The organism is Variovorax sp. VaC1 (assembly GCF_043658315.1).
Taxonomy (GTDB): Bacteria; Pseudomonadota; Gammaproteobacteria; order Burkholderiales; family Burkholderiaceae_C; genus Variovorax.
The window spans coordinates 546,760-569,918 of sequence record NZ_JBIGLT010000004.1 but is presented as its reverse complement, the minus strand read 5'-3'; the positions used below and the strand labels follow the sequence as shown (position 1 = coordinate 569,918).

Genomic DNA, 23,159 nt, shown 5'->3' with positions numbered 1-23,159 from the left:
CGATCAGTTCCTGCTGCCCGCGGCGAACAGGTCGCGCAGGCCGTCGCCGACGAGGTTGATGGCCAGCGCGAGCAGGCCCAGCGAGATGCCGGGGATCGCGATCAGCCAGAACGAGAAGAACATGTAGCTGCGCGCTTCCGCGATCATCAGCCCCCACGACGGCGTGGGCGGCTGCACGCCCAGGCCGAGGAACGACAGCGCGGCCTCGACCATGATCGCGCTGGCAGCCTCGAGCGTTGCCACCACGATCACCTGCGGCATCACGTTGGGCAGCACCTCGCCGAACACGATGCGCCAGCGCGAGGCGCCGACGGCCTGTGCCGCAGCGACGTAGTCGAGCGCGCGGATCTGCTGCGTCGCGGTGCGCGTGACCACCGCGAAGCGGATCCACATCAGCAGGCCAAGCACCAGGATCACCACGGTGAGCGAGCTCCCCACCATCGACACGATCACCAGCGCGATCAGGATGCTCGGCATCGCGAGGAAGGCGGTGATGAGGAAGGTGATGCCCAGGTCCACCTTGCCGGCGAAGTAGCCGGCCAGCACGCCCAGCGTGGTGCCGATGGAGCCCGAGATGAGCACCACCGACAGGCTGATCAGCAGCGACACGCGGCCGCCGTGCAGCAGCCGCGCAAGGTAGTCGCGGCCCAGGGCATCGGTGCCCAGCACGTGTTCCCAGGTGCCGCGCGCGTACCAGGCCGGCGGCACGGTGCGCCGGGTCAGGTCCTGTGCGTAGGGGTCGTGCGGGTAGAACAGCGGCACCGCCAGGGCCAGCAGCACGATCAGCACCAGCAGGCCCAGGCCGAACATGAAGGGCCGGTTGGCGCATGCGCGGCGCCAGAGCTGGCGGCGGCGCGAAAGCGCCGGTGGCACGGCCGGCACGGCGGCGGCCGGCGGCATGGAGGACGGGGGCGCGACGGCAGCCATCTCAGGCGTTCCTCAGGCGTGGGTCGAGCCACACGTTCGCGATGTCCGACAGCGTGGTCAGCGCCACATACAGCACCGACAGCAGCAGCACGATGGTCTGGAGCACGGGGAAGTCCTTGTACGAGATGCTGCGGAAGGCGAGGTAGCCCAGGCCGTCGAGCGCGAAGACCGACTCGATGACCACCGAGCCACCGAGCAGAAAGCCCAGCTGCACCGCGGCCAGACCCACCACCGGCACGATCGCATTGCGAAGCGCATGCCGGAAGATCACGCGCGAGGCCGGCAGGCCCTTGGCGCGCGCGGTGCGCACGTAGTCGGCCGACAGCACCTCGATCATGTTGGAGCGGATCAGCCGCATGAACGGGGGCATCACGTAGTAGCCCAGCGCGATGGTCGGCATCACGAAATGCAGCCAGCTGCCGCTGCCGGACACGGGCAGCCAGCGTGCCCACACCGCCAGCACCATGATGAGCACCAGCGCCACGAAGAAGGTGGGCAGCGCCTGTGCGATCACCGTGATGCCCATGGCCATGCGGTCGATCCAGCTGTTGCGCCACAGCGCGGCGGCCACGCCCAGCGGCACCGCCAGCAGCAGCCCGAAGGCCAGCGAGCTCAGGCCCAGGATCACGGTGGTGGGCAGCTTCTGCAGCACCAGTTCGGACACCGGTACCTTGAAGTAGATCGAGCTGCCGAAGTCGCCACGCAGCGTCTGCCAGAGCCACGCGGCGTACTGCACCAGCAGCGGCCGGTCGAGGCCGTAGGTGTTGCGGATGAGCTGCAGGTCTTCGTCGCGCGCGCCTTCGCCGGCGATGGCGATGGCCACGTCGCCCGACAGGCGCAGCACCAGGAAGGCCAGTGCGGACACGGCAAGGGCCACCATCAGCGCAAGCGCGATGCGGCCGAGCAGATAGCGTGTCATGCGGTGCTCAGCGCCAGCTCATCTCGTAGAACTGCACGCGGTCGCTGGTCTGGCGGCCGAAGTTCAGCTCCTTGGTGGCGGGGAAGTTGCGGCCGACCGAATACATCGGATAGACCAGCGCCCGGTCGCCGATGAGTTGCAGCGCCTGCGCGTAGTCCTTGGCGCGCGCGGCCGGGTCCATGGTGGTGTTCGCGCGGTTGACAGGCGTGGCGATGTCCTTGTCGCGCGCGGTGTCGTCGCCTTCCATGCCGAAGTACACCGGCAGCAGCGCCGAGACGTCGTTGATCGAGTAGGAGCCCCAGCTCGCGAAGGTGATGCCCGAGGTGCCCTTGCGCTGTTTCTCGCGCACGGCCGGGTACTGTTCGTAGACCAGGTTGGCCTTGATGCCCACCTTGGCCAGGTAGCCCTGGATCATCTCGCCGGCTTCGCGCGAAAAGAAGGCGTTGAGCACCACGTCGACCCCGTTCGCGTGGCCGGCTTCCTTCAGCAGGTCCTTGGCCTTCTGCGGGTTGTATTCGTAGGTCGGCACGCCCTTGTCGGTACAGCCGAACTGGTCGCGATAGCAGAAGGCACCTAGCAGCGTGTAGCCCTTGCCCATGGTCGCCTTGGCGATGGCTTCGCGGTCGATCGCATGCATGATCGCCTTGCGCACGCGCACGTCTTTCAGCGCGGGGCTCGCGGTGGTGTCGAGCACGTTGAACTGCAGGAAGTTCACGCGCATGGTCGGCACGGTGAAGACCTGCAGCGCGGGGTTGGTCGCGATGTTGTCGACCATGTCCTTGGGCACCGTGGTGGTGATGAGGTCGGCGCTGCCGGTCATGAGGCCCGCGAGCTGCGTCTGCACGTCGGGCACGAAGCTGATCTCGATCTTGCCGATCTTCGCGTTCGACTTCGGCGTGCCGCCGTAGTAGGCGGTGTTGCGCTCCATCACGATGATCTTGCCGGGCTCGTAGCGCGTGATCTTGTAAGGCCCTGAGCCGACCGGCTTCACGTTCTGGCCCTTGCGGCCTTCCTTCGCGTAGTAGGCATGCGGGTGGATCACGATCGGCACCGCGAGGTACTCCAGGTACGGCGGGAAGGGGGCCTTGAATTTCAGGCGCACCTTGAAGTCGTCGATCTTCTCCGCGCCCTTGAGCCAGTTGACGTTGCGCTGGTTGGTCACGCCCGAGGCCGGGTTGGCGATGAAGTTGATCGTGTAGACCACATCGTCCGCGGTGAAGGGCTGGCCGTTGTGGAATTTGACGCCCTGGCGCAGGTCGAACTCCACCGTGGTGTCGTCGATGACGCGCCACGCGGTGGCCAGCTGGCCCTTGAACTGACCCGTCGCCGGATCGCGCGTGACCAGGGTGTCCCACACCTGCTGGCCGATGATCGAGCCCAGCAGTTCATTGTTGAAGTAGGGATCGATGTCGGGCAGGACCTGGTCGGCCGGCATGCGCAGGGTGTCGTCGGCCTTGCCGGCATGCACCGGCTGGTGAAGCACCGCGGCCAGCAGCGCGGCACCGACGGCGGACAGGAGGCGTGAGGGGGTCATGGGGCGTACTCCTTCGGGGAACGGGGCGTGTTCAGGCGTGGTCGGGTGCGGTCAGGCGCGGGCGAGCAGGTCGAGGACGGGCCTGATCTGCGGGGCCGGCTGCAGCGCGTCGCGCCGGCGGCGCACCGCTTCGAAGGCCTGGTCCGTTGCCTCCAGCGCACGTGCGATGTCCGCCGGCGTGTGCGCGGCCGACAGGAACATGTTGTGGTACGGGTGGAAGTACGCGCCGTGCTTCAGGCACTCGGCGGTCCAGGCGTAGCCGATGCGGAAGTCCGGGTCTTCGTCGAAGAAGATCTGCGGCATCTGCGCCGGGCCGCTCTGGCGCAGCGCAAAGCCGTGCGTGGCGGCCTGCCGGGCCAGGCCTTCGCGCAGGGCCTGGCCGGCGCTTTGCAGGCGCTCCAGGTAATCGGTGTCGCGGATCTGCCGCAACGTTTCGATGCCCGCGGCCATCGGCACCGCCGAGAACCAGAAGGAGCCGGTCACGAAGATGCTGCGGGCCGCCTCGCGGACATGCTCGGCGCCGAGCAGGGCCGAGATCGGATGGCCGTTGGCAAAGCACTTGCCCCAGCAGCTCAGGTCGGGCTCGATGCCCATCAGCGACCAGCTGCAGTCACGCGCTTGCCGGAAGCCCGCGCGGATGTCGTCCACCACCAGCAGCGCGCCTGTCTCGTCGCACAGGCGGCGCGCGGCGGCGGCGTATTCAAGGTCAGGCGCTTCCTGGTCGCGAAAGACGTCGTGGCGAAAGGGCACGGCGAAGACGGCGGCCACGTCCCCGGCATGCGCCTTCATTGCATCGGCCAGGCTCTGCGCGTTGTTGTATTCGTAGTAGGCGACATGCGCGCGGTCTTCCGGCAGCGTGCCCTTGCTGCGCGGTGCCGGCACGCACCACGGGTCGGCGCCGTGGTACGCATCCTTGGCCGCGAGGATCACGCGGCGGCCGGTGTGGGCGCGGGCCGTCACCATCGCCATCGTGGTGGCGTCGGTGCCGTTCTTGCAGAACATGGCCCAGTCGGCGTGCGACACCAGCGAGACGAAGGCCTCGGCCAGTTCGACCATCACCTCGCCGGGGCCGTTGAGCGCATCGCCCAGCTTCTGCTGTGCGGCGGCGGCGGCATCGACCTGCGGATCGTTGTAGCCCAGCAGGCTGGGGCCGTAGGCGCACATGAAATCGACGTACTCGTTGCCGTCGGCATCCCAGATGCGGCAGCCCTTGCCGCGCTGGAAGAACTGCGGAAATTCCTGCGGCAGCAGCCCGGTCGACATGTGGCCATACATGCCGCCCGGGATCACGCGCTGCGCGCGCTCCTGCAAGGCCTTGTTGCGCTGGTTGCTCCAAACCATCCGGACACCTCTTTCCATGCTGGAAGTTGATCGTTTCCTGCATTGCTTCTTCGGATGCAGGATTTCTTAAATACGATATTTATCGTGTTTCAAGAAGGATCGTAGCCAGCGATAGGAAGGGTGGCATTAGGGAAACCGATTAATATCGATTTTTGACAAAAGAGTGCACCCTGCACCGTGTCGAACCCGACGCGCCGGATTCCGGTGGCCCCGTGTGAAGATGCGAGCCTTTCGTGGCCGCCCGATTTGCCTGAAATGAACGACGACCCCCGCCCTGGCGAGAAAAGCCCTCCCACCCCGCGCAAGCGCCCCTCGCAGGAGCGCGGCGTGGCGCGCTACAACAAGCTGCTCGACGCGGCGCATGCCCTGCTGATCGAGAACGAACTGGACGAGATCGGCCTCTACCAGACCGCGAAGAAGGCCGGCGTGCCGCCCGCGTCGGCGTATCACTTCTTCCCCACGCCGGGGGCGCTGCTGTTGGCGCTGGCCGAGCGCTACCACGAGGAGTTCAGCGAGCTTGCGCGCAAGGTCGACACGCGCGGAGTGAAGAGCTGGCAGGCCCTGCTGCAGTTGCGCCTGTCGGCGGCTGTGCAGATCTACAACCAGAACCCGCCGATCCAGAAGCTGTTCCTGGGCAGCCACACCACGCGCGAGCTGGTGCAGTCGGAGGCGGGCTTCAACGAGCTGCTGGCGCGGCGGATGCTCGGTTTCTACGAGCAGTTCTTCCACATGCCGCACATCCGCGATGCGGAGCACAAGTTCCTGATCATGCTCACGCTGGTGGACTCGGTCTGGAGCCTGTCATTCAGCAAGCACCGGACCATCACGGCGCAGTTCGAGGAAGAGGCGCTGGCCGTCGCGGTGGCCTATTGCCGCACCTTCCTGCCCGAGGTGATCGAGCCGCGCGAGCCTGCCGCGCCCGCCGAGGCGGAGCCGGGAACGGCCGACTGAGGCCTCGGCCGCCGCTCAGTTGTCGGTAACGGGCGGCTCGACCGGCAACGCCCGCTTGTGCGCGCTCTTGCGATGCGTCGAAAGAATGATGGCGCGCGCCGCCGCCGACACCGGCTTGCCTTCGAGGAAATCGTCGATCTGCTCGTAGCTCACACCGAAGGCGTCTTCGTCGGGCTTGCCCGGCACCAGCGATTCGAGGTCGGCCGTGGGCACCTTGTAGACCAGTGCATCGGGCGCGCCGAGCAGCTGCGCCACCGCGCGCACGCGCCGCTTGTTCAGGCCGGTCAGCGGCGTGATGTCGGCCGCGCCGTCGCCGAACTTGGTGAAGAAACCCATCAGCGCCTCGGCCGCGTGGTCGGTGCCGATCACGAGGCCGTCGTGCGCGCCCGCCACAGCGAACTGCGCAATCATGCGCTGGCGCGCCTTGATGTTGCCCAGCACGAAGTCTTCGTGCGCCGCATCGCGAAACTTCAGCTCGCCGGCCTTCAGCGCGGCGAGCATGCCGTCCGCCGCGGGGCGGATGTCGACGGTGATCGTGCGGTCGGGCTTCATCACCACCAGCGAGGCCTGCGCTTCGGCCTCGTCCTTCTGCACGCCATAAGGCAGGCGCATCGCGATGAAGGTGGCGTCGTAGCCCGTGGCGCGAAGCTTCTCGACGGCGCGTTGCGCCAGGCAGCCGGCGGTCAGCGAATCGACACCGCCGCTGATGCCCAGCACCAATGTCTTCAGGCCGGTCTGCTTCAGGTAGCCGGCGAGAAAGTCGACGCGCCGCTCCAGTTCGCGCGCGGCATCGAAGACGGGCGCAACGTGCAGCGCCGCGATGATCTCGCGCTGCGTGGCATCGACGGGGGACAGATCTGCACTCATGGGTTTGCCTGCGTGTGAAGAAAGACGGAAAGAAGGAATCAGAAATCCACAAGGCTCAGGCCGATGCTCAGGACCGTGCGCTTGCGGTTGTAGTCGACCAGCGTGTCGCCGTACCCCGAGAACAGCTGGGTGTGAAAGCGCAGGTTGCTCTTGGTCGGATCGCCAATGGCCTTGAGCCATTCGAGCCGCACCGAGCCGCGGCCGCTGGCGCGCAGGTTGTTGCGCACGGTGATGCCGAGCTGGTTGTCGCGGTTCAGGTTCCAGCGGCCGGTGACCTCGGCGCGGCCGATGTAGTCGGCAATGTCGGGGTTGTCGTCGCTCAGCGGGTTCTCCGAGATGCGCTTCCAGACGCGCCCGGTGATGGTGAAGCGGTCGTCCAGTTCGGCGCCGCCCATCAGGTACACGCGGTTCCAGCTGCGCGACAGCGGCAGGCTCTGGCCGTTCGACTGGTGCACGATGCCCACGCCGGCATAGCGCCAGCGCCAGCCGCCCGGCAGCTTGAAGTCGGTCGGGTAGACATACATCAGCTCGGGCTCGTGGTCGGTGGTGCGGAACGGCCGCGAGATCGCGCCGTTGAACAGCTGCCACGTCGACTGCTGCGTGTAGGCGAACCACAGCGAGTCTTTGCGCACCGGGTCGTTCTGCGTGAGCATGCCCTGCGCGAGCTTGGTGCGCACCGACAGGCCGATGCGCATCTCGTTGGCCTGGTAGGCGATGGGCTCGCCGGTGTGGTCGGGCGAAGGCGAGGTCGGTGTCTGCGGCTTCTTGGTGGCCGCCGAGACCGACACGTTCAGCGGGCGGTAGCCGCGAAAGCCGAAGGTGCCGCAGTCGGTGGCGTTCTCGAGTTCCCAAAAACGCGAGAGCGTGGAGTACTGGCGGTCGCGGCAGCCTTCGGTGGTGGCGACCGAGACCACGCGCGTGGCGGGAATCGAGCTGTCCACCGGCGGCTGCGTGCTCGCGAGCACCGGCGGCGCGACGGGCACCGATGCCGAGGGCAGCGTCTGCTGCTGCGCCCAGCGGTCGAAGCAGGCCAGCCGTGCCTCGTTGTTGGCGCCCAGTGCCGTGCATTGCTGCCAGGTGAGCTGCGCATCGGCCAGCGGACTCGCCGGCTTGTCGACGGCCTGCGCGTGTGCCGCGCCGCCGCCGAGGCAGGCGACGACGGCCGCCAGCGCACCGAGGTTGAAGTGTGGTCGTGTCGTCATGGCTTTCCTTCCGGACCTCCCGTCTTGCGGAGCACGAACGGGTGCGTGCTCTCGTTCGCGGCATCGCGCCACGTCCCCCTGAATTCACGGCCGCACGAGCCGGCCTGCAGCTTGCCCGACCAGACGCCGCTGATGGCGCGGCCGTCCTTCGACTCGTCGATGGAGAGCGCGCCTTCGTCGTCGACATCGCCCGCCAGCTGCGAGACCGAAGCCTTCGGTGGGTTGCCGGTGTTGCGCGTGATGGTGCCGCGCACGCCCTCGTAGTCGGGGTGCTTGCCCAGCTGCACGGTGGCCACGGCGGGCAGGTCGTCGAAGCGTGCGTCCCAGCGGCCGTAGAGCGACTGCAGCGGCAGCTCGCGCGCGTCGGCGGGGCAGTTGGCATCGCCGCCTCCGCTCCCGCCGACGGGGCCGGTGGCGCAACCCGCAAGCACGCAGGCGGTGCCAACGAACAGTGCCGCGATGACCGCCTTCATGATGCGGCGGCAGCCGCCTTGGCGGCCGCGCTGTCCTGTGCCTTGCGCGCGAACTCGGCGCGCAGCGCCTTGAGCTTTTCGCGCGGGTCTTCCTTCGTCGTTTCCTTGTCCAGCCCCATCTCGGCGATGAAGCGGCTCGGCACGCAGGGCACCATGTCGCGGCCCTGCTTGCGCTTCTTGGTCCAGCTCACGGCCAGGCTGCGTTGTGCGCGGGTGATGCCCACGTACATCAGGCGCCGTTCTTCCTGCAGGCGCTGCAAGGTGTCGTCGCTGACCATCTTCTGGCGGCCGTTGTCGTCGTCGAGCTTGAAGGGCAAGAGGCCTTCGGTCACGCCGATCAGGATCACGTGCGGCCACTCCAGGCCCTTGGAGGCATGCAGCGTGGAAAGCGTGACCACGTCCTGGTCCTGCTCGCGCTCGCTGATGGTCGACAGCAGCGAGATGGTCTGCGCCACTTCGAGCAGGCTCTTGCGCTCGGTCTCGTTGTCGTTGGCGCCCGAGGCGTCGTCGAGCGAGCCGCCGGCGCGCTGCGACATCCAGTCGACGAACTCCATCACGTTGTTCCAGCGCGAGGCGGCCGCCGCTTCGCTGTCTTCGCCCTCGTAGAGGTGCTGCTCGTAGTCGATCTCCTTGAGCCACTCGAGCATGAACGCGCGCGAATCTTCCGCGCCCATGGTGCGGCGCGCGCGGTATTCGAGGTCGTTGATGTAGCGGCCGAATTCGTAGACGCCTTCCAGCGTGCGCTTGGGAATCACGCTCGGCAGCGACGGACTGAACAGCGCCGCGAACAGGCTCAGCTTGTACTGGCTCGCGAAGGTGCCCAGGCTGGCCAGCGTGGTGTGGCCGATGCCGCGCTTGGGCGTGGTGATGGCACGCAGGAACGCAGGGTCGTCGTCGTTGTTGACCCACAGGCGGAACCAGCCGCACAGGTCCTTGATTTCGGCGCGGTCGAAGAAGCTCTGGCCGCCCGACACCTTGTACGGAATCTGCGCCTTGCGCAGCGCCTGCTCGAACACGCGGGCCTGGTGGTTGGCGCGGTACAGGATGGCGAAGTCGCGGAACTCCTTGTACTGCTTGCCCTGTGTGGTGGCGTCGCCCGCGCGCAGGCTGACGATGCGCGCCACCGCGCGCTCGGCTTCGTGCAGCTCGCTGTCGGCATCGACGATGCGCACCGGCTCGCCTTCGCCGAGCTCGGAAAAGAGCGTCTTCGGAAACAGCTTGGGGTTGGGGCCGATCACGTTGTTGGCGGCCCGCAGGATGGCGCTGGTGGAGCGGTAGTTCTGCTCCAGCTTGATGACCTTGAGCGTCGGGTAGTCGACCGGCAGCTTGCGCAGGTTGTCCAGCGTGGCGCCACGCCAGCCGTAAATCGACTGGTCGTCGTCGCCCACCGCGGTGAAGCGGCCGCGCTCGCCGGCCAGGGCCTTGAGCACTTCGTACTGCGTGGCGTTGGTGTCCTGGTATTCGTCCACCAGGATGTGGCCGAGCGCGGCCTGCCATTTGGCGCGCACTTCGGGAAAGTCGTGCAGCAGCTTGAGCGGCATGCCGATCAGGTCGTCGAAGTCGACGCTCTGGTAGGCCTGCAGGCGCTCCTGGTAGTGGCCCATGACTTCGGCGGTGATGCGCTCGTTGTCGTCCACCGCAATGGCCGCCGCCTGCTCGGCGTTCAGGCCCATGTTCTTCCACTTGCTGATGGTCCACTGCCAGATGCGCGCGGTGGCGATGTCGGTGGTGCCGCCGGCGTCCTTCAGGATCTTCGTCACGTCGTCGCTGTCGAGAATGCTGAAGGCGGGCTTCAGGCCCAGCACCGCGCCGTCTTCGCGCATCATGCGCACGCCCAGCGCGTGGAAGGTGCAGACCACCACCTTGCGCGCGTCCTTGCCGATGAGGTCCTTGGCGCGCTCGCGCATTTCGGCGGCGGCCTTGTTGGTGAAGGTGATGGCCGCGATGCGCTTGGGGTCGAGGCCCGACTGGATCAGCCGGCCGATCTTGTGGGTGATCACGCGCGTCTTGCCCGAGCCTGCGCCGGCAAGCACCAGGCAGGGACCGTGCATGTAGTTGACCGCTTCTTGCTGCGCGAGATTGAGACCGTGGGACATGGGGGAGAGGGAACCGGAAAACGCCGTGGGGAACGGCAGGCGCAAAAGCGGGCAATGATACGGGGGCGGGCTTCGGCCGCAGTGTCAGCGGGCATCGCAAGACGCGTTCCCGGGCCGCCAACGACAATCGCCGCGTGCTGCCTGTATTCCTTGTTACTTTCCCTTTCTTCGCGCTGATCGCGGCCGGCTACGGCGCGGCGCGCGCCCGCATCCTGCCGCTGGACGCGATTGCCGGCCTCAACACCTTCGTGCTGTATTTCGCGCTGCCGTGCATGCTGCTGCGCTTCGGCGCGGGCACGCCCATCGGGCAGCTGCTGGACGGCAGCGTGGCACTGGTTTGGGGCATCAGCGCGCTGGCGGTGGTGGCGGGCGTGGTCGTGTTCACCCGCAACGCGCGCGTCGGCTGGAACGACGCCGCCTTCGGCGCGCTGGTCGCGGCTTTTCCGAACACCGGCTTCATGGGCGTGCCGCTGCTGGTGGCGATCCTGGGGGCACAGGCGGCCGGGCCGATGATCATCACGATCGCGTTCGACCTTGTCATCACCTCGTCGCTGTGCATTGCGCTGTCGCGGCTCGATGGCGCCGGCGGTGCGGGCCGGCACGGCGCGACGCAGGCGGCGCGCAAGGCGCTGCGGGGCATTCTGGTCAATCCGATGCCGTGGTCGATCCTGCTGGGCGTGTTGCTGTCGGCCATGCGCTGGCGTCTGCCGGGGCCGCTCGAACGCACGGTGGCGATGCTGGCCGATGCCGCGTCGCCGGTGGCGCTGTTCACCATCGGCGCGGTGCTGGCCCGCTCGGCGTTGCTGGCGCGCGAGCACGGCGCCAGCGCGGCCGTGGCCGAGGCCATGGGCACGGCCAGCCCGGCGCCGGGCAAGGCGCCCTGGCGCGACGTGCTGCCGGTGGTGGCTGTCAAGCTGCTGGTGCACCCGCTGCTGGTGTGGGGGCTGGGGCTCGGTGCCATCGCGCTGAGCCTGCCGCTGACGCCGGCCGCCCTGGTGGTGATCGTTCTGGTCGCGGCGCTGCCGAGCGCGAGCAATGTGTCGATGCTGGCCGAGCGCTTCGGCGCGGACAACGGCCGCATCGCCCGCATCATCCTGTGGACGACGGTGGTGGCGTTCTTCAGTTTTCCGCTGGCGGTCGGCGCATTGCGCTGAACCGATGGGCGGCTACGGCGTCAGCACGCCGAGCTTGTACGGGTCGGCATCGGGCAGGCGCTCGCACTTCGAGAAGTCGCGGCCCTGCGTGCCGTCGCAGTAGTAGGTGTTGTAGATGCGCCCGAACAGCGAAGGGCTGGCGGTGAACAGCACGCCGTGGTCGGGCTGCCAGTTGTCCTTGGCGGGCGGGGCGCTGGCCTCGACCGGCTTGGGCGCCGTGGAGGCCGAGGCCACCGTCGTGGCAGTGGCAGTGCCGGCGGCGGGCGGCGTGAAGTCGGCCAGTGTTTTGTGGGCTTCGTCGCCGCGCCAGCGCACCGCCAGTTCGGCCGCCGTGGGCCGCGTCGCCACCGGCAGCAGGATGCCGTTGACCTGCAGGCCATAGCCGAAGCGATGGGTCTTGCCGGCCAGGAAGGCGTAGGCACAGGCGGCCATGCACTGGCCGCGCACCTCGGTCTGCACGCCGCTCAGGCGGATCGCATCGGCAAAGGCGCCGGCCGCTTCAGCAGTACCGCCGAACGAGTCCTGGAAGACGACGGTGTGCACCGCGCCGCCGCCCAGCTGCTCTGTAAAGTCCTTGATCGCACTGCCGTCGAGCGCGCCGGACACCACCAGCCGGCTGCCCTGAAGCTCGAGCTCGGCCGCGGAAACGGGTGCGCCCATGGCGCAGGCGAGGCACGCGAATGACAAAACCCAACCAGAAAAAGACGACGGTTTCACGGCGACCTTTGCGATGAGCGAGCATGTTTGGAACGTGCGAGCCGGGATGAGTTCGCACCTTTACAGCTTGTGCAGCCGCATGCCGTGCCGTCAACTGTTTTTTCGGAAATTTTGGGGTAGGACGAAGGGCAGGCCAGAAGGCATAGAGGCCGCTACCACTTCAGTTGAATGCTTCAGTTTGCAGGCGCGCTGCTACAGTGGTTGCCAGTCAAAGATGTGAATGGGGCGCGACATGGCAATACTGGTTCGCATCCTGGTGTGGGTGGTCTGGCTCGCTGGCGCGGGCTGGTTCTGGCATGCCGGCAAGGTCGGCACCGCCAGCGCGATCGCGATCGCCGCGCTGAGCCTCGTGGTGTTCGCGTGGCCCCACGGCATTGCGCGGCGACGACATGACGAGTTGCGCTACGTCGACATGGGCAAGGAACCGACGGGCTACCACTGACCATCGGAGCATCAGGAATGCCGCCGGACCCGCCGGGGCATGCCTTGCAACAACACAGCCGCCTCAGATGCTGTGCGGATCGACGTCGATCAGCCAGCGGATCACGCCCTTGCCCTCGGGCGTGCGGCGCAGCGCATGCAGCAGCGGCTGCCAGCCCGCCAGCAGGCGCTGCAGTGCGGCGCGCGAAGGGCTTTCGATCAGCATCTGCGCGCGTTCCACATTGGCCACGCGCTGGATGGTCAGCGGCACCGCCGGATAGCGCGTGACGACATCGCCACCGGGCAGCGCCTCGGCCTGGTCGGCGGCGATGTTCAGGAAGGCCTGCGCCACCGACTGTTCGCGCGCATCCGCACGCAGCAGCGCCTGGAACGCAAAGGGTGGCATGCCGGCGGCACGGCGCTCGTCGAGTTGCTGCTGCGCGAACGCCGCGTAGTCGTGCCTGCGCAGCGCTATGAACAGCGGATGCTGCGCATGGTGCGTCTGGATCCACATCTCGGCCGTGGCGCCCTGCGCCGCGAGGTAGGCGGCGTCGCGGCCCGCCCGCCCCGCCGATTGCATCAGCAGGCTGAACAGGCGCTCGGGTGCGCGGAAGTCGCTGGAGAACAGCGCCCCGTCGGGGTTGACCGCGGCCACCAGCGTGATACGCCGGAAGTCGTGGCCCTTGGCGATCATCTGCGTGCCGACCAGCACATCGACCTCGCCCGAATGCACGGCGGCAAGCTGCGATTCGAGCGCACCCTGCTTCTTGGTGCTGTCGGCGTCGATGCGCGCGATGCGCACCGCATGGCCGTCGGGCCGCTTCACCGTGGCGAACAGCTCTGCCAGGTGCTCTTCGAGCCGCTCGGTGCCGCGGCCCACGGGCGCGATGTCGGGGTTGCCGCAGGCCGGGCAGGCGCGCGGCACGCGTTCCGTAAAGCCGCAGTGGTGGCAGCGCAGCGTGCGGTCGATCTTGTGGAACACGCGGTAGGCGCTGCAGTGCGGGCATTCGCTCTTCCAGCCGCAGTCGCTGCAGGCCAGCACCGGCGCATAGCCGCGCCGGTTCAGGAAGATCATGCTCTGCTCGCCGCGCGCGATGCGCTGGCCGATGGCGTCGAGCAGCGCTCCTGAGATCACCGTCTTTGGTGGCTGCAGGTTCATGTCGACCAGCCGCACCGCCGGCAGCTCGCCCGCGCCGATGCGCGAGGGCATGGCCAGCCGCACATAGCGCCCGCCCGGGTCTTCGCCTTCGGCGGGGCGGCTCTGGTGCCAGCTTTCGAGCGAGGGCGTGGCCGAGCCGAGGATCACCTTCGCACCTTCGCGCTGCCCGCGCCACACGGCGAGGTCGCGTGCCGAATAGCGCGCGCCTTCCTGCTGCTTGTAGCTGGGGTCGTGTTCCTCGTCGACCACGATCAGCTTGAGCCCCGGAATCGATGCGAACACCGCCATGCGCGTGCCCAGCACGATGCGCGCGGCGCCGCTGTGCGCCGCCAGCCAGCTTGCAAGGCGCTGCGGGTTCGTCATGCCGCTGTGCAGCGACACCACCGCCTCGTCGCCGAAGCGCGCCTTGAAACGTGCTTCCAATTGCGGCGTGAGATTGATCTCGGGCACCATCACCAGCGCCTGCGCTTCCGGGTCGCGCGCCAGCAGGTCGGCCACGCAGCGCAGGTAGACCTCGGTCTTGCCGCTGCCGGTGCTGCCGACCAGGAGGAAGGTGCCGCTTTCCGCTTCGATGCGGGCGAGGGCAGCCGTCTGTTCCGCGCTCAGCGCGATCAGGTTGGCGGCCTCCGCCGTCTCGGCGACCGGGCCGGCCGTCGTCTTGCGCTTCAGGCGCCGGGCCAGTTGCGTGGTCGTCAGGTCGCGCAATTGCGGCGGCAGGGCGGCCAGCGCGATCTCGCCGATCGAGCGCTGGTAGTAGCGCGCGGCAAAGGCCACGAGGTCGCGCCAGGCCTCGCCCAGTGGGGGCAGTGCGTCGAGCGCCGCGCCCACGGGCTTGAGCGCCATGTCGGGCTCCGCGCCCGCCAGCGATGTGGGCTCGTTCCAGACCACGCCCAGCACCTCGCGCCGGCCCAGCGGCACCCGCACCAGCGTGCCGGGCACCAGCGGCGCGGCACTGGCGTAGCTCAACAGGTCGCCGAGCGCGGCATGTGCCGGCGTCTGGACCGCGATGTCGAGCCGCCAGGACAGGGCCGCCGGCGCAGCGCTGCCGTCGGTCGTCGTGGCGCCCGTTTCAGGGGCTGGGCTGGCTTTGGAAATGGAGGTGCCTGTTGGAAAGGTTTGTTAATGCGACTTTGAGCAACTTCACTTAAGTCGTTGATTTTTCAGTGCTTTGGCGGCCATCCAGAGTTTCTGTGGATAACTTTGTTGACAACCGGGCTCGACACGCTGGCAAGCCTTGAAAATCAAGGCTCTGACTGGATTGCCCGGAAAAAAAGCAAAGTTCAAATCCTATATAAATCAACAACTTAGCGTCGCTATCTCTTTCGTAGCAAAGAGAGGGCCGCCTCAGATAATCTTGCGCACTGCAACACGGGTTTTGTGCATAAGTCGGGACCCATATGCCGTTTTTGCGCTTGACAAACGGCTGCGAACCCACTTTTGAGGGCCGGTGCGGCTTGCACGCGGTTCGGCCCTTTTTGTGACAGTTCTAACCGCGCAGCGCGCGCGACTGGGTGTGCACCGCCTCGACCAGCGCTGCCACGTGGTCCGGCGGCGTGAACTGGCTGATGCCGTGGCCCAGGTTGAAGATGTGGGTCGGCCCCGTGGTGTGGCGGTCGGCGTGCGGCTTGCCGAAAGCCTGCAGTACCTTGGCCACTTCGGCTTCGATCTGCGCGGGCGGCGCGAACAGCACGTTCGGGTCGATGTTGCCCTGCAGCGCCTTGGCCTTGCCGTCGGTGCCTTCGCCGACCTGGCGGCGCGCGGCGCCCAGGTTCACCGTCCAGTCGACGCCGAGCACCTCGCAATCGAGCGGGCGCATGGCGTCCAGCCACAGGCCGCCGCCCTTGGTGAACACGATGCGCGGCACAGGCTGGCCGTCGGCGCCGGTGCGCTTCACGCCCGCCAGCACGCGCGCCGTGTAGGCGAGGCTGAATTCCTGGAACGCGCCGTCAGCCAGCACGCCGCCCCAGCTGTCGAAAATCATCACGGCCTGCGCGCCGGCGTCGATCTGCGCATTGAGGTACGCGGCCACCGAATCGGCATTGACCGCGAGGATGCGGTGCATCAGGTCGGGGCGGCTGTACAGCATGCCCTTGACCAGCCGGTAGTCGCTCGAGCCCGCGCCTTCGACCATGTAGCAGGCCAGCGTCCACGGGCTGCCCGAAAAGCCGATCAGCGGCACGCGGCCGTTCAGTTCCTTGCGGATCGAGGCCACGGCGCTGAACACATAGCGCAGCTTGTCCATGTCGGGCACTTCGAGCGCGTTCACCGCCGCTTCGTCGCGCAATGGACGGGCAAAGCGCGGGCCTTCGCCGGCCTCGAACGACAGGCCCAGGCCCATGGCGTCGGGCACGGTGAGGATGTCCGAGAACAGGATCGCCGCGTCGAGCGGGTAGCGCTCCAGCGGCTGCAGCGTGACTTCGGTGGCGTAGTCGGTGTTGGTCGCCAAGCCCATGAAGCTGCCCGCCTTGGCGCGCGTGGCGACGTACTCGGGCAGGTAGCGGCCGGCCTGGCGCATCAGCCAGACGGGCGTGTGATCGGTGGCCTGGCGCCAGCAGGCCCGCAGGAAAGTGTCGTTTTGCAATGGGGCGAAAGGCATCCCGCGATTGTCGCAGGGGCCCGCGCATTGACCGACAGCGCAATTTGAGTTGCACCAACCCGCCCCGGTGCGCCACGGCGCGCCGCAGCCCCGAGCATCCACCTTCGAGACAACAAAAGAACTTCGGATCAAGGAACGGGACAAGCAACATGGCGCAACAGGTCTTCGACTTCGTGGTGGTGGGGGCCGGCTCGGCCGGCTGCGTGCTGGCGCACCGGCTGGTGCTGGCGGGGCGCAGCGTGCTGCTGCTGGAGGCCGGCCCGCCGGACAACGACCGCTTCATCCACATGCCCGCCACCTTCGTGCGCGTGATCGGCACCGAGCGCACCTGGGCCTACGAGAGCGAACCGCAGGCGGCTGCCGGCGGCCGCAGGATGTTCGTGCCGCAGGGCCGCACGCTGGGCGGCGGCAGCTCCGTCAACGCCATGGTCTACATCCGCGGCACGCCGGCCGACTACGACGGCTGGGAGGCGCAGGGCTGCGAAGGCTGGGGCTGGCGCGACGTGCTGCCGTGGTTCCGCAAGGCCGAGTCGAATGCACGGCTGGCCTGCGGGCTGCACGGCACCACCGGCCCGCTGAAGGTGAGCGACACCCGCTTTCGCCATCCGCTGAGCCTGGCCTTCCTGCGCGCCGCGCAGCAGGCCGGACTGCCCTACAACGACGACTTCAACGGCGCCGAGCAGGCTGGCGTGGGCTTCTACCAGACCACCACCTTCGAAGGCCGCCGCGCCAGCACGGCCGCCACCTACCTTGCGGCGGTGCGCGACAACCCCAAGCTCACGGTGGTCACCGGCGCGCACGTCATGCGCGTGCTGACGCAGGACGGCGCCGCGACCGGTGTCGTCTATCGCACCGGCCGCGACGCCAGTGGCGAAGAAGTCGTCGCCACCGCGCGCGAAGAGGTGATTCTTTCGGCCGGCGCGCTGGCCTCGCCCAAGCTGCTGATGCTGTCGGGCATCGGCCCCGGCGCGCAGTTGCAGGCGCACGGCATTCCGGTGACGCACGCGCTGCCCGGCGTGGGCGAGAACTTCCAGGACCACCTGGAGGTGTCGGTCTACGGCCGCACGCGCGAGCCCATCAGCCTCTTGGGCAACGACCGCGGCCTGGCTGCCCTCAGGCATGGCTTGCAATGGACCTTCTTCAACACCGGCCTGCTCACCTCCAACGTAGTTGAGAGCGGCGGTTTCGTCGACACCACCGGCGCGGGCCGGCCCGACCTGCAGTTCCATGTGCTGCCGGTGCTCGTGGGCGACGTCGACCGCGAGCCGCTGGCCGGCCACGGCATGTCGATCAACCCCTGCTTCCTGCGGCCGAAATCGCGCGGCAGCGTGCGGCTGCGCAGCCCCGACCCGATGGCGCCCATCCTGTTCGACGGCGGCTACCTGCGCGCGCAGGAAGACGTCGACACGCTGGTGCGCGGCGTGAAGCTGGCGCGCCGCATCCTGCGTGCGCCGGCCTTGCGTGAAGTGGTGTCCGAGGAACTCGCACCTTCAGCGGCTGACGACATGGCCGACGACGCCATCGAGGCCTATGTGCGCCAACGCGCCAAGACCGTCTACCACCCGAGCGGCACCTGCCGCATGGGCAGCGACGACATGGCCGTGGTCGATGCGCAGATGCGCGTGCATGGCGTGGCAAGGCTGCGCGTGTGCGATGCCTCGGTGATGCCGTCGCTGGTCAGCGGCAACACCAATGCGCCGACCGTGATGCTGGCCGAGCGTTGCGCGGCCTTCGTGCTGGGGCAGACGGCGTGACCGCGCTCGGCCAAGGCCGCGCTGTCGGGCAACGAACACTGCGCGTTCGGTCAATCGCCGATGTGCGCTGAAACCTAGAGTCCTTTCCAACAAGGAGACAGAGCGAATGAGTTCCACAGGGTCCACGAATTCAATGGCCGGCAAGGTCGCATTCATCACCGGCGGCGGCACCGGCATCGGCGCGGCGGTGGCCGCGCAGTTCGTCGCGGCGGGCGGCCGTGTCGTGCTGATGGGGCGCCGCCTCGCGCAGCTCGAAGCGGTTGCCTCGAAGCTCGGCGGCCTCGCCGTTGCAGGCGATGCCGCCAGCACCGCTGATGTGCGGCACGCGCTCAAGGCCGCGCGCGAAAAGTTCGGCCGCATCGACGTGCTCGTCGCCAACGCGGGCGGCCATGGGGTGGGCGATGCGCTCTCCACCGACGACGCGTCGTGGGCGCTCTCCACGCGCCTGAACCTCGACACCGCCTTCGTCTGCGCACGCGAGCTGTTGCCCGAACTCATCGAGCGGCGCGGCAACATCGTCGTGCTCTCTTCGCTCGCCGGCCACTTCGCAGGGCCGGGCGTCGTCGGCTACGTGACGATGAAGCACGCGCTCATTGGCCTCGTGCGTTCGCTGGCACGCGACTACGGCAAGCAGGGCGTGCGCGTGAACGCCGTGTGCCCCGGCTGGGTGCGCACCGAGATGGCCGACGAGCAGATGCAGGTGCTGGTCGACAAGTACCGGCTGCCGGGTGCCGATGCGGCCTACGACCTCGTCACGCGCGACGTGCCCATGGGCCGCGCCGCCAGCCCCGAAGACGTGGCGAACGCCGTGCTGTTCCTCGCTTCGCCGCTGGCCGCGATGGTCACCGGCAGTTCGCTCATGGTCGATGGCGGTGCCTCTGCCGTCGACCTGCCCACCATCGCCTTCGCGCACGACGCCTGAGAGGGCAGGAAAGAAAACGCCATGAGCACCCACGAAGCCACCAGGCCCGCCGACTGGAAGACCTACGACCAGTTCGCCCTCGGCATCGCCACCAACCGCCTGCCCGCCACCGACGCACTCGCCGGCCAGACACTGAAGCTCGCCTTGCCCGGCTTCCAGCTCACGCTGCAGCCGCGTTCGCAGCATGTGCTGGACTGGAGCGAGCAGGGCGCGCGCGGCGGACAAGGCACAGGCGACTGGTACGAAGCCATCGAGGTCGCACCCGACACTTTCTTCCTCGACATCACCCAGGCCAGCCGCCCGACCGAAGCCTTGAGCATCGTGCTCAACACGCGCACCCACCGCGTGCTCGCGATCCGCTGCCGCATCGTCAGCGTCGAAGAAGCCGCAGGCCAGCCGCGCGTGCCGCAGGACTTCTGGGTCGGCACGCTGGAGGGTGGTACCGCCAGCGGCCCCGTGCCACAGCCCACGCGCGACCTGATCGGCCTGCGCACCTGGCAGACCTACAGCCCCAACCACACCTACGAGCACACCTACCTGAGCGCCGAGCGCTACGCCTGGCAATGCCTGGTGGGCGTGCAGCGCGGGCATGGCGACGTCGACCTCGCGAGCTACTACAAGTTCGACGACGACCAGTACGTCTTCACCTTCCGCGAGTTCCTGATTCCCGTCGCGTCGGTGTTCTTCTTCGACTTCGCGAGCGGCCGCTCCACCGGCAAGTTCCTCGGCGTGACCGGCAACGGCGAGGTGGCCAACAACCCGGCCGGCGCCTTCATGCGCAAGGCCTCGCAGACCTTCTATCCGCCCGAGTTCGGGCCGGTCTGATTTCCTTCATTTCTTGCTGTCACACCAGGAGCCTTTCTTCATGCGCACCCCCTATCAGATCGTTGCCGATCACTACGCCGCCTCCGACCGCCACGACCTTCAAGCCATGTTCGCCGACGTGGCCGACGACGTGCAGTGGACCGAGATGGCCGGCTTTCCGTGTGCCGGCACGCACGTCGGGCCGGCCCAGGTGGTCGAGAAGGTCTTCAAGGTCTTGGGCACCGAATGGGAGGGCTACCGCTTCGTGCTCGAACGGCTGGTCAATGGCGGCGACACCGTGGTCGGCATCGGCGACTACCACGGCCGCCACCGTGCCACCGGCAAGACCATGCACGCCCGCGTGACGCATGTGTGGCAGGTGCAGGGCGGCAAGGTGCGCCGCTTCGAGCAGTTCACCGACACGCTGCTCGTGGCGCGGGCCATGTCCTGAGTTGCCCCTCTTTTTTTCCATTCAACGCATTGCCCTGGAGCCAACCCATGAATCTGCGAGACCTGTCGATCGAGCATCTCGGCCAGGTGGGCCTGCTGGCGCAGCGCCGGCGCGGCAACCACATTGACGGCCGCGAGGTGGCGCCCGCCAACGGCACCTACCTGCCGGTGGTCGATCCGGCCACCGAGATGACGGTGGCCGAAGCCCCCGACAGCGACGCGGCCGACGTGAACGCCGCCGTTGCCAGCGCGCGCCGCAGCTTCGAGAGCGCCGCGTGGAAGTCGCTGCGCCCCGCCGACCGCGAGCGCATGCTGTACACGCTGTCGACGCTCATCGAGTCGCACGCCGATGAATTGAGCGCGCTTGAAACCCTGCAAAGCGGCAAGCTGCGCGGCATCGCGCGCATGGTCGACGTGGGCGGCGGTGCCGAGTTCGTGCGCTACATGGCGGGCTGGGCCACCAAGCTCGAAGGGCAGACGCTCGACAACTCCATCGGCATCCCCGGCCCGCAATGGGTGACGTACACGCGGCGCGAACCCGTCGGCGTGGTGGGCGCCATCGTGCCGTGGAACTTTCCGCTGGCCATCGCGCTGTGGAAGGTGGCGCCCGCGCTCGCGGCCGGCTGCACGGTGGTGCTCAAGCCTTCGGAAGAAACACCGCTTACCGCGCTGCGGCTGGCCGAGCTGGCCATCGAGGCGGGCTTTCCGCCCGGCGTGCTCAACGTGGTGTGCGGACGCGGCGCCACCGCCGGTGCCGCGCTCGCCGCGCACCCGGACATCCGCAAGATCAGCTTCACCGGCTCGACCGCCGTGGGCCAGCGCATCGGCCACGCGGCGGTCGACAACATGGCGCGCTTCACGCTGGAGCTGGGCGGCAAGTCGCCGCTCATCGTGCTGGACGATGCCGACCCGGTGGCAGCGGCGCAGGGCGCGGCCAACGGCATCTTCTTTCACCAGGGGCAGGTGTGCACGGCGGGCTCGCGCGTGTACGTGCAGCGCGGCATCTTCGATGAGGTCGTCAAGCAACTGGCGCAGGCGGCCGAAGGCCTGCACATCGGCTCGGGCTTCGATCCGCAGGCGCAGTTCGGCCCGCTCGTTTCCAAGCGCCATGTGGACCGCGTGATGGCGCACATCGACGGCGCGGTGGCCGAGGGCGCGACGCTGGTCACCGGCGGCAGCCGCGCCTTCGACGGCGGCTGCTTCGTACGGCCGACCGTGTTCGTCGACACGCGGCCTTCGATGCGCATCGTGCGCGAGGAAGTGTTCGGGCCGGTCGCGACCGTGGTGCCCTTCGACGACGTCGAGGACGCGATCCGCCTGGCCAACGACAGCGCTTACGGCCTGGCCGCGAGCGTCTGGTCGAACAACCTCTCGGCCGTGCATCGCATCGTGCCGCGCCTGCAGGCGGGCGTGGTCTGGGTCAACGCGCACAACGTGCTCGACAACGCGCTGCCGCTGGGCGGCGTCAAGCAGTCGGGCTACGGGCGCGACCTGGGGCGCGCGGCGGTCGAGAGCTTCACCGAGCTCAAGAGCGTGTGCATGGCGGTGTAGGCACTGCAACGGTTCCGATCACAACAGGAGACAAGAGCATGTTCAAGCAGAAGAAGATCGCGCGTTCCGCACTCGGTGCGCTGGTCGGTGCCCTCGGCCTTGCGGGCGCTGGCGGCGCATGGGCGCAATCGGGCCCCGACTGCGGCCTCAACACCGGCAAGCCCGCCACCGGCGAGCCCATCCCCGTCGGCGCGGTGGTCGGCAAGACCGGCCCCGACGACTTCAGCGCCTCGGGACAGGCGGCGGCCGCGTATTTCAAGTGCGTGAACGCCAACGGCGGCATCCACGGCCGCCCGGTCGACTACATCGTGGTCGACGACCAGTGGAACCCCGAGACCGCCGCGCAGGTCGCGTCCAAGCTCGTGAAAGACCGCAAGGTGGTCGCGCTTGCGGGCAGCACCAGCTTCGTGGAGTGCGGCGCCAACGCCAAGATGTACGCCGACGAAGGCGTGATGGTCATCGCCGGCACCGGCGTGCCGCGCGAATGCTTCAACGCGCGCAACTACGTGCCGGTGAATGCGGGGCCGCGCGTGTCGGCCACCATCGCCGCCATGTACGCCGCGCAGAAGTACAAGGCGAAGAAGATGGTCTGCGTCATTCCGAACATTCCGAGCCTTGGCAACTGGGCCTGCGAAGGGCCGAAGGAATGGGGAAAGAAGAACGGCGTGGAGGTCGAGACCATCACCATCGACCCCGGTTCGGCCGATGCCACCTCGACCATGCTGCAGGCCGCCGCCAAGAAGCCCGACACCATCATCATGAACGTGCCCAAGGGCATCCTGGTGCCGATGCTGGCCGCCGCCGAGCAGCAGAACCTGGGCAAGAAGATCCACTTCGTCTCTGCCGCGCCGGCCTACAACACCGACGTGCCCAAGGCCATCGGCCCCTACTGGAAGGGCAACTTCGACGTCAACCTCGAATTCAACCCGCTCGAATCGGCCGGGCCCGACAACAAGAACTGGCTGGCGGTCATGGACAAGTACGGCGCCAAGAGCGATCCGCGCGACACCTTCTCGCAAGGCGGCTACGTGGCCGCGCGCATCGTGACGCAAGCATTGCTGAAGATGGACCCGAAGAAGATCGACCGCGCCGGCGTGACCGATGCGCTGCGCAAGGTGAGCGACTTCAAGAGCGACATCCTGTGCAAGCCCTTCTACGTGGGCAACGGCAACCGCCACAACGCCAACAACAGCGGCCCTGTCGCCAGCCCCGACGGCAACGGCTGGCGCTTCGCGCCCGGCGGCTGCCTGACGGCGGAAGACCCGGAGCTGGTCGACATCCGCGCCGACGAACAGAAGATGGGCCTCAAGTAAGCGCGCCGG

At 68.0% G+C, this 23,159-nt stretch carries 19 protein-coding genes and 1 pseudogene; 9 read left to right on the top strand and 11 right to left on the bottom strand.

The window, feature by feature from the left end; genetic code table 11:
* Positions 1 to 3: 3 nt before the first annotated feature.
* Genes ACGLHS_RS19480 through ACGLHS_RS19465 form a run of 4 tightly spaced genes read right to left on the bottom strand, consistent with a single transcriptional unit; the run spans position 4 to position 4,721 of the window.
* Positions 4 to 927 (bottom strand): ABC transporter permease, encoded by a 924-nt coding sequence (locus ACGLHS_RS19480; protein WP_394482352.1) that lies wholly within the window; start codon positions 925 to 927, stop codon positions 4 to 6.
* Between the two features lies 1 nt (position 928).
* Positions 929 to 1,846, bottom strand: coding sequence for an ABC transporter permease (locus ACGLHS_RS19475; RefSeq protein ID WP_394482349.1), 918 nt, complete (start codon positions 1,844 to 1,846; stop codon positions 929 to 931).
* Positions 1,847 to 1,853: 7 nt separating this feature from the next.
* Positions 1,854 to 3,380: an ABC transporter substrate-binding protein gene (locus tag ACGLHS_RS19470; protein ID WP_394482347.1), complete on the bottom strand. Its 1,527-nt coding sequence runs from the start codon at positions 3,378 to 3,380 to the stop codon at positions 1,854 to 1,856.
* A 51-nt stretch (positions 3,381 to 3,431) separates the two neighbouring features.
* Positions 3,432 to 4,721 (bottom strand): aminotransferase class III-fold pyridoxal phosphate-dependent enzyme, encoded by a 1,290-nt coding sequence (locus ACGLHS_RS19465; protein WP_394482345.1) that lies wholly within the window; start codon positions 4,719 to 4,721, stop codon positions 3,432 to 3,434.
* A 255-nt stretch (positions 4,722 to 4,976) separates the two neighbouring features.
* Between ACGLHS_RS19465 and ACGLHS_RS19460 the strand changes: the two genes are divergently transcribed.
* A complete protein-coding gene (locus tag ACGLHS_RS19460; RefSeq protein WP_394482343.1) occupies positions 4,977 to 5,672 on the top strand; it encodes a TetR/AcrR family transcriptional regulator in 696 nt (231 codons plus the stop codon).
* Between the two features lie 15 nt (positions 5,673 to 5,687).
* Here the strand turns inward: ACGLHS_RS19460 and nadE are convergent, their stop codons facing one another.
* From nadE to ACGLHS_RS19440, 4 genes are read right to left on the bottom strand one after another with little or no spacing between them, the layout of a single operon-like run.
* Complete coding sequence (gene nadE, locus ACGLHS_RS19455) at positions 5,688 to 6,539, bottom strand: ammonia-dependent NAD(+) synthetase (protein ID WP_394482341.1); 852 nt, start codon at positions 6,537 to 6,539, stop codon at positions 5,688 to 5,690.
* Between the two features lie 38 nt (positions 6,540 to 6,577).
* Positions 6,578 to 7,741 (bottom strand): phospholipase A, encoded by a 1,164-nt coding sequence (locus ACGLHS_RS19450; RefSeq protein ID WP_093243875.1) that lies wholly within the window; start codon positions 7,739 to 7,741, stop codon positions 6,578 to 6,580.
* On the bottom strand, positions 7,738 to 8,214 hold the full coding sequence (locus tag ACGLHS_RS19445) for a hypothetical protein (RefSeq protein WP_394482338.1): 477 nt from the start codon (positions 8,212 to 8,214) through the stop codon (positions 7,738 to 7,740). Before ACGLHS_RS19445 ends, ACGLHS_RS19450 begins: the two co-directional genes overlap by 4 nt.
* Positions 8,211 to 10,310: an ATP-dependent helicase gene (locus ACGLHS_RS19440; protein ID WP_093243880.1), complete on the bottom strand. Its 2,100-nt coding sequence runs from the start codon at positions 10,308 to 10,310 to the stop codon at positions 8,211 to 8,213. The genes ACGLHS_RS19445 and ACGLHS_RS19440 overlap by 4 nt, the downstream gene beginning before the upstream one ends.
* A 134-nt stretch (positions 10,311 to 10,444) precedes the next feature.
* Here ACGLHS_RS19440 and ACGLHS_RS19435 point away from each other — a divergent pair, with 134 nt between their 5' ends.
* A complete protein-coding gene (locus ACGLHS_RS19435; RefSeq protein ID WP_394482335.1) occupies positions 10,445 to 11,464 on the top strand; it encodes an AEC family transporter in 1,020 nt (339 codons plus the stop codon).
* A 12-nt stretch (positions 11,465 to 11,476) separates the two neighbouring features.
* Here ACGLHS_RS19435 and ACGLHS_RS19430 read toward each other — a convergent pair whose 3' ends face one another.
* The gene (locus ACGLHS_RS19430) at positions 11,477 to 12,124 is read right to left on the bottom strand and encodes a hypothetical protein (RefSeq protein WP_394482333.1); all 648 of its coding nucleotides are present in this window, start codon (positions 12,122 to 12,124) and stop codon (positions 11,477 to 11,479) included.
* Positions 12,125 to 12,413: 289 nt separating this feature from the next.
* Here ACGLHS_RS19430 and ACGLHS_RS19425 point away from each other — a divergent pair, with 289 nt between their 5' ends.
* Positions 12,414 to 12,623, top strand: coding sequence for a hypothetical protein (locus tag ACGLHS_RS19425; RefSeq protein ID WP_394482331.1), 210 nt, complete (start codon positions 12,414 to 12,416; stop codon positions 12,621 to 12,623).
* Positions 12,624 to 12,686: 63 nt separating this feature from the next.
* On the opposite strand, the gene ACGLHS_RS19420 is transcribed toward ACGLHS_RS19425, so the two are convergent.
* On the bottom strand, positions 12,687 to 14,786 hold the full coding sequence (locus ACGLHS_RS19420; RefSeq protein ID WP_394482505.1) for a primosomal protein N': 2,100 nt from the start codon (positions 14,784 to 14,786) through the stop codon (positions 12,687 to 12,689).
* A gap of 460 nt (positions 14,787 to 15,246) precedes the next feature.
* A complete protein-coding gene (hemE, locus tag ACGLHS_RS19415) occupies positions 15,247 to 16,356 on the bottom strand; it encodes a uroporphyrinogen decarboxylase (RefSeq protein ID WP_394482329.1) in 1,110 nt (369 codons plus the stop codon).
* A gap of 149 nt (positions 16,357 to 16,505) precedes the next feature.
* Between hemE and ACGLHS_RS19410 the strand changes: the two are divergent.
* The 6 genes and pseudogenes from ACGLHS_RS19410 to ACGLHS_RS19385 form a co-directional block, all read left to right on the top strand.
* Positions 16,506 to 18,095, top strand: a pseudogene (locus ACGLHS_RS19410) (GMC family oxidoreductase); the annotation flags it as partial.
* A 148-nt stretch (positions 18,096 to 18,243) separates the two neighbouring features.
* Complete coding sequence (locus ACGLHS_RS19405) at positions 18,244 to 19,032, top strand: SDR family NAD(P)-dependent oxidoreductase (protein ID WP_394482503.1); 789 nt, start codon at positions 18,244 to 18,246, stop codon at positions 19,030 to 19,032.
* A gap of 21 nt (positions 19,033 to 19,053) precedes the next feature.
* Entirely contained in the window at positions 19,054 to 19,857 is an 804-nt protein-coding gene (locus ACGLHS_RS19400) for a MoaF C-terminal domain-containing protein (RefSeq protein ID WP_394482327.1), read from the top strand.
* Between the two features lie 40 nt (positions 19,858 to 19,897).
* Positions 19,898 to 20,287, top strand: a complete 390-nt coding sequence (locus ACGLHS_RS19395; RefSeq protein ID WP_394482325.1) for a nuclear transport factor 2 family protein — start codon at positions 19,898 to 19,900, stop codon at positions 20,285 to 20,287.
* 47 nt (positions 20,288 to 20,334) lie between these two features.
* Positions 20,335 to 21,837, top strand: a complete 1,503-nt coding sequence (locus ACGLHS_RS19390; protein WP_394482323.1) for an aldehyde dehydrogenase family protein — start codon at positions 20,335 to 20,337, stop codon at positions 21,835 to 21,837.
* 38 nt (positions 21,838 to 21,875) lie between these two features.
* Positions 21,876 to 23,150: an ABC transporter substrate-binding protein gene (locus ACGLHS_RS19385; protein ID WP_394482321.1), complete on the top strand. Its 1,275-nt coding sequence runs from the start codon at positions 21,876 to 21,878 to the stop codon at positions 23,148 to 23,150.
* The last annotated feature ends 9 nt before the right edge of the window (positions 23,151 to 23,159 follow it).